12 protein-coding genes are annotated in these 12,202 nt (G+C 72.9%); 8 read left to right on the forward strand and 4 right to left on the reverse strand.

The window, feature by feature from the left end:
• Positions 1-44: 44 nt before the first annotated feature.
• Positions 45-497 (reverse strand): metallopeptidase family protein, encoded by a 453-nt coding sequence (locus ACFVTF_RS36610; RefSeq protein WP_079135840.1) that lies wholly within the window; start codon positions 495-497, stop codon positions 45-47.
• An 84-nt stretch (positions 498-581) separates the two neighbouring features.
• On the opposite strand from ACFVTF_RS36610, the gene ACFVTF_RS36615 reads away from it, so the two are divergent.
• The 6 genes from ACFVTF_RS36615 to ahcY all read left to right on the forward strand — a co-directional run bounded on the left by ACFVTF_RS36615 (position 582) and on the right by ahcY (position 7,064).
• Positions 582-1,025, forward strand: a complete 444-nt coding sequence (locus tag ACFVTF_RS36615; protein ID WP_079136306.1) for a DUF3499 domain-containing protein — start codon at positions 582-584, stop codon at positions 1,023-1,025.
• A 190-nt stretch (positions 1,026-1,215) separates the two neighbouring features.
• Complete coding sequence (locus ACFVTF_RS36620; protein ID WP_371518600.1) at positions 1,216-2,601, forward strand: phosphomannomutase/phosphoglucomutase; 1,386 nt, start codon at positions 1,216-1,218, stop codon at positions 2,599-2,601.
• 83 nt (positions 2,602-2,684) lie between these two features.
• Positions 2,685-2,867 (forward strand): Trm112 family protein, encoded by a 183-nt coding sequence (locus ACFVTF_RS36625; RefSeq protein WP_063349138.1) that lies wholly within the window; start codon positions 2,685-2,687, stop codon positions 2,865-2,867.
• A gap of 66 nt (positions 2,868-2,933) precedes the next feature.
• Positions 2,934-4,208: an SIS domain-containing protein gene (locus tag ACFVTF_RS36630; RefSeq protein ID WP_387818392.1), complete on the forward strand. Its 1,275-nt coding sequence runs from the start codon at positions 2,934-2,936 to the stop codon at positions 4,206-4,208.
• 77 nt (positions 4,209-4,285) lie between these two features.
• A complete protein-coding gene (locus tag ACFVTF_RS36635; protein WP_371518602.1) occupies positions 4,286-5,263 on the forward strand; it encodes a cation diffusion facilitator family transporter in 978 nt (325 codons plus the stop codon).
• A 352-nt stretch (positions 5,264-5,615) separates the two neighbouring features.
• A complete protein-coding gene (gene ahcY, locus ACFVTF_RS36640) occupies positions 5,616-7,064 on the forward strand; it encodes an adenosylhomocysteinase (protein ID WP_371518603.1) in 1,449 nt (482 codons plus the stop codon).
• A 99-nt stretch (positions 7,065-7,163) separates the two neighbouring features.
• On the opposite strand, the gene ACFVTF_RS36645 is transcribed toward ahcY, so the two are convergent.
• Both ACFVTF_RS36645 and ACFVTF_RS36650 read right to left on the reverse strand, forming a co-directional pair.
• Positions 7,164-8,255 (reverse strand): hypothetical protein, encoded by a 1,092-nt coding sequence (locus ACFVTF_RS36645; RefSeq protein WP_387818395.1) that lies wholly within the window; start codon positions 8,253-8,255, stop codon positions 7,164-7,166.
• Positions 8,252-8,764 carry a SigE family RNA polymerase sigma factor gene (locus ACFVTF_RS36650; protein ID WP_387818397.1) on the reverse strand — a complete coding sequence of 171 codons (513 nt, stop codon included), beginning with the start codon at positions 8,762-8,764 and terminating at the stop codon, positions 8,252-8,254. Before ACFVTF_RS36650 ends, ACFVTF_RS36645 begins: the two co-directional genes overlap by 4 nt.
• Before the next feature lie 112 nt (positions 8,765-8,876).
• Here ACFVTF_RS36650 and ACFVTF_RS36655 point away from each other — a divergent pair, with 112 nt between their 5' ends.
• Positions 8,877-9,527, forward strand: a complete 651-nt coding sequence (locus ACFVTF_RS36655) for a hypothetical protein (RefSeq protein ID WP_350886472.1) — start codon at positions 8,877-8,879, stop codon at positions 9,525-9,527.
• A 24-nt stretch (positions 9,528-9,551) separates the two neighbouring features.
• Here the strand turns inward: ACFVTF_RS36655 and ACFVTF_RS36660 are convergent, their stop codons facing one another.
• A complete protein-coding gene (locus tag ACFVTF_RS36660) occupies positions 9,552-10,502 on the reverse strand; it encodes an RDD family protein (RefSeq protein ID WP_387818399.1) in 951 nt (316 codons plus the stop codon).
• 293 nt (positions 10,503-10,795) lie between these two features.
• Here ACFVTF_RS36660 and ACFVTF_RS36665 point away from each other — a divergent pair, with 293 nt between their 5' ends.
• On the forward strand, positions 10,796-11,800 hold the full coding sequence (locus ACFVTF_RS36665) for a stage II sporulation protein M (protein WP_371518608.1): 1,005 nt from the start codon (positions 10,796-10,798) through the stop codon (positions 11,798-11,800).
• The last annotated feature ends 402 nt before the right edge of the window (positions 11,801-12,202 follow it).

Below are 12,202 nucleotides of genomic sequence, written 5' to 3' on the forward strand. Positions count from 1 at the left end.
CGGGGCGGTACCCGGTGGGCCCGGGTACCGCCCCGTCCGCGTGCTCAGTCCTCGTCGTAGCGCGGGTCGATGGCGTCCGGGGACAGCCCCAGCAGCTCCGCCACCTGCTCGATCAGGATCTCGTGCACCAGCGCCGCGCGGTCCTCCCGGGTCTTCGCCCGGATCTCCACCGGCCGCCGGTACACCACGATCTGGCTCTTGCGCCCCTGCTTGCCCGGCAGCACCCGCCCCAGCGGCACGCCGTCCTCGCCGTCGGCCGCGTCGGGCTCGTGCAGCGGCACCTCCTGGACGGCGAACTCCACTTCGATCAACTGCGGCCAGCGCCGTTCAAGACGCTCCACCGATTCGCGCACGTAGTCGTCGAACAGTTCGGAGCGGGTGAGCGAGATCGGCACCTGGGGCGGCGCCAGCGGGCCGCGCAGCCCCCTGCCGTGCCGGTCGCGATGCCGGGGACGGCGCGAGGGTCCCGTCGATGACTGCGGTGCAGAGCTGTCCATATCACTGCCGAGGGTAGTCCTTGGACGGTCGGAAGTGGACTACTCCGACGGGGAAACGCCCGGGGCGGCGGGGTGCGGACCGGCGTGCGGACCGCGACACGGCACACCCGCCGGACAGGCGGTCTTCGCTCCCCGGCGAGGAGTGCGGTACCGTCCACCCTCGTGAGCTCTGTACGTCGTTGTTCGCGGACCGCGTGCGGCCGGCCGGCCGTCGCGACGCTGACGTACGTCTACGCGGACTCCACCGCCGTCCTGGGCCCGCTCGCCACCTACGCCGAGCCGCACTGCTACGACCTGTGCGCCGAGCACGCCGAGCGCCTCACCGCCCCGCGCGGCTGGGAGGTCGTCCGGCTGGCCGCCGAGGCCGGGCCGCTGCGCCGCAGCAGCGACGACCTGGAGGCCCTCGCCAACGCCGTCCGCGAGGCCGCCCGGCCGCAGACCCCCCGTCAGGGCCGCGGGTCCGAGGGCGAGTCCACCGAGGGCGGCCGCCGCGGCCACCTGCGCGTCCTGCGCTCGCCGGACAACTGACGGCGCACAGCCGACGCCGTACCCCGCCCGGGCCCGCACCGGGCGTTCGCCCGACTTGGGTACGCTGCCCGTCTACCGTCACCGCGGACCGTCGACCGAACGGGCGGTGACCCCGACGTATCGTGACCGTGGGCGGCCAGCCGCCGATCACACGGACACCGACCAGTACAGAGACCAGGGTGGAGCCGCAGTGCGCGACCTCAAGCAGCTCGTGAAGGCCTACGACGTCCGAGGCGTCGTCCCGGACCAGTGGGACGAGCACCTGTCCCGGGCCTTCGGCGCCGCGTTCGTGCAGGTCACCGGCGCGTCCGCGATCGTCGTCGGCCACGACATGCGCCCCTCCTCCCCGTCGCTCACCCGGGCGTTCGCCGAGGGCGCCGCCGCCTACGGCGCCGACGTGGTCCAGATCGGCCTCTGCTCGACCGACCAGCTCTACTACGCCAGCGGCAAGCTCGACCTGCCCGGCGCGATGTTCACCGCCAGCCACAACCCGGCCCAGTACAACGGCATCAAGCTGTGCCGGGCCGGCGCCGCCCCGGTCGGCCAGGACACCGGCCTCGCCGAGATCCGCGAGCTGGTCGAGTCCTGGACGGGCGAGGACGACACCGTCACCGTCCCGGCCAAGGACGTCAAGCCGGGCTCGCTGTCCGAGCAGGACACCCTGCGCGGCTACGCCGACCACCTGCTGGGCCTGGTCGACCTCACCGCGATCCGCCCGCTCAAGGTCGTCGTGGACGCGGGCAACGGCATGGGCGGCCACACCGTGCCGACCGTCTTCGACGGCCTGCCGATCGAGCTCGTCCCGATGTACTTCGAGCTGGACGGGACCTTCCCCAACCACGAGGCCAACCCGCTCGACCCGAAGAACATCGTCGACCTCCAGGCCAGGGTCCGCGAGGTCGGCGCCGACCTCGGTCTGGCCTTCGACGGCGACGCCGACCGCTGCTTCGTCGTCGACGAGCGCGGCGAGCCGGTCTCCCCGTCCGCCATCACCGCCCTGGTCGCCGCCCGCGAGATCGCCCGCGCCCAGGCCGCCGGCGAGGCCGAGCCGACCGTCATCCACAACCTGATCACCTCCTGGACCGTCCCCGAGGTGGTCCGCGAGCTCGGCGCCAACCCGGTGCGCACCCGGGTCGGCCACTCCTTCATCAAGCAGGAGATGGCCGTCACCGACGCCGTCTTCGGCGGCGAGCACTCCGCGCACTACTACTTCCGCGACTTCTGGCGCGCCGACACCGGCATGCTGGCCGCGCTGCACGTGCTGGCCGCGCTCGGCGGGCAGCCCGGCACGCTGTCCGCGCTCACCGCCGAGTACGACCGCTACGCCGCCTCCGGCGAGATCAACAGCACCGTCGCCGACCAGGCCGCCAGCACCGCCGCCGTCCGCGCCGCCTACGCCGGCCTGGAGGGCACCACCGTCGACGAGCTGGACGGCCTCACCGTGGCCGGCCCGGACTGGTGGTTCAACCTGCGCGCCTCCAACACCGAGCCGCTGCTGCGCCTGAACGCCGAGGCCAAGGACCCGGCGAAGATGGCCGAGCTGCGCGACGGCGTGCTCGCCATCGTCCGCGCCTGACCGAGGCCTGCTGTGCCCCGGCCGGTAGGGTTGCCTATCGGCCGGGGCACCGCCGTGCCACCCCCCGACTTTTGGAGAGCCCCATGAAGCTCGAATCCTTCCTGCTGGAGATCCTGGTCTGCCCGCAGTGCCGGGCCGCGCTCACCGAGGGCGGCACCGAGGAGCAGCCCGAGCTGCTCTGCACCGGCGCGGACTGCGGCCTCGCGTACCCGGTGCGGGACGGCATTCCGGTCCTGCTGGTGGACGAGGCCCGCCGCCCGGCCTGATCCTTGGGGCGAAGCCCCCACCCCGTCAGCCCAGCGCGCACAGGACAGCAGCCGGAGGCCCGCCGCATGCTCGACGACACCCTGCTCGACGACCCGGCCGCCCTGCAGCGCGCCGACCGCGACCGCGCCCTGCTGGCCCTGGCCGGCGCCGGCGCGCGGGTCCGCACCGCGCTGCGGCTGGCCGACGCGGCCGGCCTGGACCGGCTGCGCCCGGACGGCCGCCCGCGCGCCGTCCTGGTCGCGGGCCACGGCAGCGCCCTGACGGCGGGCGAGATCCTGACCGCGCTGGCCGGCCACGGCGGTCTGATCACCACGCTGCCGCCGACCGAGGCGGCCGCCCCGCGCGCCGACCGGGCCGGCGCGCCGCCGGCCTTCACCGCCGGGCTCGGCTGGCAACTGCCCGGCTGGGCCGGCCCGCTGGACCTCCTGGTGGTCAGCTCCGCCGACGGCGGCGAACCGGGTCTGGTCAGCCTCGCCGAGCAGGCCTACGCGCGCGGCTGCGCGATCGTGGTCACCGCCCCGGCGGGCAGCCCGCTGGCCGAGGCCGCGCTGCAGGTGCGCGCGCTGCCGCTGCCGTACGTGTCCTCCGCGCTGCCCGAGGACGAGGCGCCCGCCCGCCCGGCCGCCGAGCCGGACCTCCCCGCCGAGGACCCGGCCGCGCTGTGGTCCCACCTCACCCCGCTGCTCGCGCTCGCCCAGAAGATCGGCATCACCCAGCTGCCGTACGACGCGCTGCCGGCCGTCGCCGACCTGCTGGACGCGACCGCCGTCCGCTGCCGCCCCGACGCCGCCGCGTACACCAACCCGGCCAAGGGCCTGGCCGCCCGGCTGGCCGGGACGGTCCCGCTGCTGTGGGCCGAGGGCCCGATCGCCGGGGCCGTCGCCACCCGCTTCGCCGCCCAGCTCGCCGAACGGGCCGGCCGCCCGGCGCTGGCCGGGCCGCTGCCGCAGGTGCTCACCGCCCACCGCGGCATGTTCACCGGCCAGTTGGGCGCGGGCGCGGACCCGGACGACTTCTTCCGGGACCGGGTCGACGAGCCGGATCCGCTGCACCTCCAGGTCCTGCTGCTGCGGCACGTCCCGGGGGCGCCCGGCGGTCGGCCCGGGGCCCGGCCCGGCGGCGAGGCCGACGAGGCGGACGGGCCGGCCGAGGTGCCGGAGGACGACGCGGGCCCGCGCAGCTTCGGCGTCACCCGCGCGCACCGGCTGGCCGGCGCCCACGACGTCCGGCTCACCGAGTACGCGACCACCCGGCCGGACCCGCTGCACGCGCTCGCCGACCTGGTCGCGCTGACCGACTTCGCCGCCGTCTACCTCGGGCTCGCCGCCGCGCAGTCCTGAGCAGGCGTCGCACGGCCGGTACGGTAAGCGCTCGACGGAGCAGCGCGACCGGCCATTGCGGCGGAGGGACCCGGAGCATGAGTACAGAGGGCGGCACCAAGGCACTGGTCGCGGCACTGTCCGCGAACCTGGCGATCGCGGCGGCCAAGTTCACCGCCTTCGGCTTCACCGGCTCCTCGTCGATGCTGGCCGAGGGCGTGCACTCGGTCGCCGACTCGGGCAACCAGGTGCTGCTGCTGATCGGCGGCAAGCGGGCGCGCCGGGCGGCGGACGAGGAGCACCCGTTCGGGTACGGCCGCGAGCGCTACGTCTACGGCTTCCTGGTGGCGATCGTCCTCTTCAGCGTCGGCGGCCTGTTCGCGATCTACGAGGGCTGGCACAAGGTCAACCACCCGGAGAAGCTGGACTCCTGGGGCTGGGCGGTCGGCGTGCTGATCTTCGCCGTCGCGATGGAGGGCTGGTCCTTCCTCACCGCGATGCGCGAGTCGGCGAAGGCCAAGGGCGGCCAGGGCTGGGTGCAGTTCATCCGCACGGCCAAGGCCCCGGAGCTGCCGGTGGTGCTGCTGGAGGACGCCGGCGCGCTGATCGGCCTGGTGCTCGCGCTGCTCGGCGTCTCGCTCACCGTGGTCACCGGCGACGGCGTCTGGGACGGTGTCGGCACCCTGGGCATCGGCGTCCTGCTGGTGCTGATCGCGGTGGTGCTCGCCATGGAGACCAAGTCGCTGTTGCTCGGCGAGTCCGCCGACCGGGATTCGGTGCGCCGGATCCGCGAGGCGCTGGTGGACGGCGAGGCCGTCACCGGCGTGATCCACATGCGCACCCTGCACCTGGGGCCGGAGGAACTGCTCGTCGCCGCCAAGATCGCCGTCAACGCGGAGGACAGCGCGGCCCGCGTCGCGCGGGCGATCGACGCGGCGGAGGAGCGGGTCCGGGCCGCCGTCCCGATCGCGCGGGCGATCTACCTGGAGCCCGACGTCTACAGCGCCGAGAAGGCCGCCGCGGGGGAGGACCCGGCGGCCACCCCCGGTGGGCCCGGGCCCGGCGCCCCGCACTGACCGGCGCCGGTCCGCCGCCGGCCGGGGCCGGCCGGGATCCGCTTGAGGACCCGTCCGGTCCGAGACCGAAATCGCTCATCGGCGGACGGCCGGTGGGGCCGCCGGTGTAGATTCGTCACCAGAGCCAGAACGTCGCTGCTGATGGCGGTTGATCGGCGGTCCGCCCCCGTGGGGCGTGCCCCGGTCGAGGGAGAGAGGTCCTCCGACGGTTTGTGCTGCGCAGCAGGGAACCGGTCCACCACCACGGATCCGGCCGCCCCGGCGTAGCCGTGCACCCGTACGGCCCCGCCCCCGCTGCGACCGCACACACAGGACCTTGGCCACGCCCACCCCATCAGCGAGGAGCAGACGCATGTCGACCGACACCACCGGTGACTTCAAGGTCGCCGACCTTTCCCTGGCGCCGTTCGGCCGCAAGGAGATCCAGCTGGCCGAGCACGAGATGCCCGGCCTGATGTCGATCCGCGCCGAGTACGCCGAGTCGAAGCCGCTGACCGGCGCCCGCATCACCGGCTCGCTGCACATGACCGTGCAGACCGCCGTCCTCATCGAGACCCTGACCGCCCTGGGCGCCGAGGTCCGCTGGTGCTCCTGCAACATCTTCTCCACCCAGGACCACGCGGCCGCCGCCATCGCGGTCGGCCCGGAGGGCACCCCGGAGAACCCGCAGGGCGTGCCGGTCTTCGCCTGGAAGGGCGAGACCCTGGACGAGTACTGGTGGTGCACCGAGCAGGCCCTGACCTGGCCGGGCGGCAAGACCCCGAACATGATCCTGGACGACGGCGGCGACGCCACCCTGCTGATCCACAAGGGCGTCGAGTTCGAGAAGGCCGGTGCCGCGCCGGACCCGTCCACCGCGGACAACGACGAGTTCCGGATCATCCTGGAGCTGCTCAACCGCACCCTCAAGGACTCCCCGAACAAGTGGACCGAGGTCGCCGCCACCATCAAGGGCGTGACCGAGGAGACCACCACCGGTGTCCACCGCCTGTACGAGATGCACCGTGACGGCCAGCTGCTGTTCCCGGCGATCAACGTCAACGACTCGGTCACCAAGTCGAAGTTCGACAACAAGTACGGCTGCCGCCACTCGCTCATCGACGGCATCAACCGCGCCACCGACGTCCTGATCGGCGGCAAGGTCGCCGTCGTCTGCGGCTACGGCGACGTCGGCAAGGGCTGCGCCGAGTCGCTGCGCGGCCAGGGCGCCCGCGTCATCGTCACCGAGATCGACCCGATCTGCGCGCTCCAGGCGGCGATGGACGGCTACCAGGTCGCCACCCTGGAGGACGTCGTCGAGACGGCCGACATCTTCATCACCACCACGGGCAACAAGGACATCATCATGGCCGCCCACATGGCCCGGATGAAGCACCAGGCCATCGTCGGCAACATCGGCCACTTCGACAACGAGATCGACATGGCCGGCCTGGCGCAGCTGCCCGGCGTGGTGAAGACCGAGGTCAAGCCGCAGGTCCACGAGTGGCGCAAGGCCGACGGCCGGACCATCATCGTCCTCTCCGAGGGCCGCCTGCTGAACCTGGGCAACGCGACCGGCCACCCGTCGTTCGTGATGTCCAACTCCTTCGCGAACCAGACGATCGCCCAGATCGAGCTGTTCACGAAGACCGAGCAGTACCCGATCGGCGTCTACGTGCTGCCCAAGCACCTGGACGAGAAGGTCGCCCGGCTGCACCTCGACGCGCTCGGCGTGAAGCTGACCACCCTGAGCCAGGACCAGGCCGACTACATCGGCGTCCCGGTCGAGGGCCCGTACAAGGCGGAGCAGTACCGCTACTGATGCGGTGAACCGCTACTGACGCGGTGAGACGTACGCCGGTGGCCGGCACCCCTGCGCAGGGGTGCCGGCCACCGGCGCGTTCGGTCGGCCGTCGGCGGTTCAGGGCACGATGACGTCGGTGGTCCAGTCGGCGGCGTCCGGGCCGAGGGCCTTGGTGTGGGCGAGCATCCAGGGGAGGCCGCCGAGCTGCTCCAGGGAGGGCGGATCGCCGGCCCCGGTGCTGAGGGAGATCTCCACCCCGTTCTGGACGGACTCCAGGGGCGGGTGCGGGTCGGTGTAGGGCGAGCCGTCCGTGCTGGTGTAGACCGGGCGCGGCCCGACCGGCCGCATGCCGACCGAGACGTTCTTCCCCTCGACCTGGAACATCAGCCACAGGTTCCAGGCGCCGACGCCGTCCGTGTCCGGCCGCGAGAGCGTGACGTCGGTGGCCTTGAACGTCTCGGGCAGGCCAGTGAACCGCACCGGCAGCGGCACGTCCCAGTGGCCGAACCGGACGTCGGCGGCGACCTTGTGGAGGATTTCGTCGGTGACGTCCCCGGGCGCTGGACCGTTCCCGCTGACCTCGGCCCAGCGGCCTTCGGGGGTCAGCCAGCGCAGCGTCGGCTGGTAGCGCTCGGGCTGGTCGGCGACCACCCGGTAGGCCGGTCGTCCGTTGACCGGTTCGACGTCGACCTTGCTGAGTTTCACGCCGGCCCCCGTCATCGGGGGCTCGGAGCCCGCCGGGTACTGGGAGAGCATGATGCGGGCGGCGTTCTCGCCCGTGCCGCGGGCCTGGACGTAGATGCCGTGGTAGCCGGTCTCGTAGCCGATGTGCTGCTCGCCGCCCACCCAGTCGGGGAGCCAGCCGAAGTGGACCTCGGTGGACAGCGGGTCGATGCCGCTCACGGTCGGGGTCGGCGTCGGCGTCGGCGTCGGCGTCGGCGTCGGGATCGGGGAGGTCGAGGGGGTCGGGGTGGGCCCCGCCGGCGGCGCCGGGGTGACGGTGCTGCTTCCCGGGGCCAGCAGCGCGGTGGTCGCCACCACCGCCACCGTCACGGCGGCGACGGTGCCGATCGCGGCGCGCCTGCGGCGGCGCAGCCGGGCGGTGCCCTCGGCGATCGAACGGTCGGCGTCGAACCGCGCAGGTGGCGCCGACTCGTCGGCGAGGGCCGTCAGCCGGGCGGTGAGGTCGTGGTGATCCTTGCTGGTCATGGCGTCCTCTCTGCGACGGTGGGGCGGGCGGCGAGCCTGCCGCGGAGGGTGTCCAGGGCCCGGGAGCTCTGGCTCTTGACGTTGCCCGACGAGCAGCCCATGGCGTCGGCGGCCTGGTCGATCGTCAGGTCGCAGTAGTACCGGAGCACCACGGCGGCCCGTTGGCGGGCCGACAGCGTCGCCAGGGCGTGGCGCAGGTCCAGCGAGGCGTCGAGGTCGACGGGTACGGACTCGGTGTCGAGGTCGGTGCCCGGCCGACTGGTCCGCCGCCACCAGGAGGTGCGCTGCTCGGCCAGGAAGGTGTTGACCAGCACCCTGCGCGCGTAGCCGTCCAGGTTCTCCATGCGGCCCGCCCGCGACCAGTTCACGTACAGCTTGGTGATGGCCTCCTGGACCAGGTCGTCCGCGCGGTGCCAGTCCCCGCACAGCAGATAGGCGACCTTGCGCAGCCAGCCGCTCCTGGAAGCCACGTACTCCGTGAACTCCTCGTCGCGTGCCTGCTTCGCCATCTGCGCCCCCCTTCTCCCGCGTACCGTCGGCGCTCGTGCGCGCCGTCCACCCCCCTAATGCGGGCACCCGCCCCGAACGTTGCATGCGAAGTGCGCACGTAGGCTTTCGGACATGCCCAACGGTCGGTACTCGCTCCATACAGCCATGACTCCTCTGGGGCACGACCGCGTGCTGCTCGGGGAGGAGCGCTTCAGCTGCGCCCCCGGGGCGGCCGGCTGGCGGTACGTCTCCAAGACCTACGCGCCGGACGGGCGGGTGATCGGCAGCGTCGACCTCACCCTGGACTCGCGGGCCCGCCCGCTGCGGATGGAGCTGCGGGCCGGCGGCTGGCAGGTGCGCGGCGGCGCGGTGGACGGCGTCGCCTGGGTCCGGACGGACGCGGCGGACCCGGGCGGCGAGCACAGTGTGGAGGGGCACGACCGGGCGCACGGGTTCACCGGTGGCTCGCCGGCCTTCCTGGTCGCCACCGCCCGGCTGCTGCGGCTGCGGGAGGGGGCGAGTGCGCGGGTGCGGCTGGTCGCGTTCACCGAACCGGTGCTGGCGCCGCGCACCTTCGACCAGGGGTGGCTGCTGGAGGGGGTCGACACGCACCAGACCGACTCCGGGCCGCTGCTGGTCGAGCGGTACCAGGTCGCGGACCTGGAGACCGGCGAGCAGCAGGTCGTGCACCTCGCGGGGGACGTGGTGCTGGCGGCCGACGGGATCGAACTGGAGGAGCTGGCGTCGCCGCCGAACGCCTGGCCGGCGCAGTTCGGGGAGTAGGCCCCGCGTAGCAGTGCGGTGAGCCTAGGCGGGCGGCGCGAAGCCGGTGCCGGGGGCCGGTGTCGAGGACGGTGCCGGAGCCGGTGTCGGGGACGGCTGGTCGGCGGTGGGCGGGGCGGGCTTCTCGAAGGAGGGGGCGGCAGGCTGGGGCGCGGGAGTCGGCTGCGCCGCGGGTGTGGGTGCGGGTGCGGGTGCAGGGGCCGCGGTCCGCTGCCACTGTGCCTGGGCCCGCGTCCACTCCCGGCGCTGGCGCTCGGTGAGCACCGCGCCCAGGTATGCCGCCGGGTGCAGCCCCTGCGCCACCGGGTGACCGGTCCGGGCCGCCAGGTCGCCGGCCAGTCGGGTGGACATCTGGAGTGCCACCGTCTGGTCCAACTGGCCTATGCGGCCGAGCAGTTGGCGGATCGCCAGCCAGAGCGGCTCCGGCACGGCGGACAGGTCCATCGCGACCAGCTCCCGGCCCATCGTCTGGAGCAGGTGCGGGTGCACGGGCGGCAGCGGCGGCGTCCCCCCGCCCGGGGCGCGCTCGCGGACGACCACCGTCCCGGCGAAGATGTCGCCCAGCCGCTTGCCGTCCACGTTCACGGCCGAGGTGATCACCGCCGGCACGCCGGTCATCGCGACCAGCTCCATGAAGCCGACCAGCCCGCGCACCAGCGAGTGCCGGAACCGCACCGGGCCGCCGTCGGTGCGCACCACCCGCAGGCCGAGCGCGGCCTTGCCGAGCGAGCGTCCGTGGGTGAAGGTCTCGACCATCACCGGCACGGCCACCAGGAAGAACACCAGCAGCCCGATCAAGGTGGCCGCCAGCGCCGCACCGTCCAGTCCGATCAGGGTGACGCTCAGGGTGAGCGAGACCAGGAACAGGGCGGCGAACTCCACGAGCAGGTCCAGCGTGATCGCCAGCGCCCGGCTGGGAAGCTTCGCCGTCTGCAGGTCGAGGACGACCGCCTCACCCGTCACCAGGTCGCTCAAGACACCTGTCCGTTCACGTTCGTGGAGCCGTACAGCTCACTCATGGAGGCCGCCGAGGGCGGCACGGACGAGGGGAGGGGCGTCATCCGGACCGGCCCCCACGACCTGCTCTCCGCAGTCTGATCCGCAGCCGCAAACATACGGCGCCCGGCGGCCGCACGGGAAGTGAGATCCCGGCGGCCGGGGTGCCCACCGCTGCTGGCATGCTGGGCCGCGCGTGTCCGTATGTACCCGCCCGTCCACCCGCCCGCGACCGGGCCCCTCGCGCCCACCGCCGACCATGGAGCCGCCGAATGGACCTGGACGTCTTCGTCGCCACCCACCAGGGGGAGTGGGCACGGCTGGACGCCCTCGCCCGACGGCGCCGGCTCAGCGGGGAGGAGGCCGACGAACTGGTCACCCTCTACCAGCGCGCCACCGGCCACCTGGCCAAGGTCCAGGCCGCCGCACCGGACCCGGCCCTGCTCAGCCGGCTGACCGGCCTGGTCTCGCGGGCCCGCAGCGCGGTGACCGGATCGCGCAGCAGCGGCTGGCACGACGTCGCCCGTTACTACACGGTGAGCTTCCCGGCCGCGCTGTACCGCGCGCGCCGCTGGTGGGTGCCGGTCGCGATCGTCTCGCTGCTGGCCACCGCGGTGCTCGCCTGGTGGATGGCCACCCACCCCGAGGTCCGCAACAGCCTGGTCGCCCCCGACCACCTGCGGGAGATGACCCGGCCGGGCGGGCAGTACGAGTCGTACTACTCGGACCGCCCGGCGAGTTCGTTCGCCGCGCAGGTCTGGACGAACAACGCGTGGATCGCCGTGCAGTGCCTGCTGTTCGGGATCGCGCTGGGTCTCCCGGTGCTCTGGGTGATGTGGACCAACGTGGTCAACCTCGGTGTCGGCGTCGGGCTGATGGCCTCCGCCGGGCGACTCGACGTCTTCCTCGGCCTGCTCATCCCGCACGGCCTGCTGGAGCTGACCGCGGTGTTCGTGGCCGGCGGCCTCGGTCTGCGCCTCGGCTGGACGGTCATCGACCCCGGCCCGCGCACCCGTGGAACGGCCCTGGCCGAACAGGGCCGCTCCATCATCGGCATGTCCATCGGCCTCGCGACGGTGCTGGCCGTTTCCGGTGTGCTCGAAGCGTTCGTCACCCCTTCCGGGCTGCCCACCTGGGCACGCATCTCGATCGGCGTGCTGGCCGAGGCGGCATTCCTCCTCTACGCGCTGGTGTGGGGCCGAAAGGCCGCCGAGGCCGGCGAAATCGGTGATCTGGACGCGGCCGATCGGGCGGATCTGCAGCCCGTCGCGGCCTGAGGCGAGGTGATCCACATGCCTCTGACCTGGTACTCTTCTCGCATCCCGGCCAAACCATTGACGTGGTGAGGGTGGGCTAGTAGGTTTGAACGGTTGGGACAGACTGGACAACGGTCAGTCCCGGGCGTTAGTGTCTACGACACCGCCAAATCGAGGTGAGCGCGTTTTATGAATGCGCATCCTTCGACGAAGCAAAATTCCGCGGACTGAGCACACCGAAAGCTTTGATAAGCTTCGGAGCGAAGTTCGAAGGAAATCCCGCCAGCGGGAATTCGGAGAAACGAAGCCGGTAAGAACGGCCGCGAGGATCTGATAAGCTGGAAACACGAAAGAACGAAGCGCCCGGAGGGCCCGCTGGAAGGCGGTCCGAAGGAAGTGTCCGTTCCTTGAGAACTCAACAGC

It is taken from the genome of Kitasatospora sp. NPDC057940, assembly GCF_042887425.1.
Lineage (GTDB): Bacteria > Actinomycetota > Actinomycetes > Streptomycetales > Streptomycetaceae > Kitasatospora.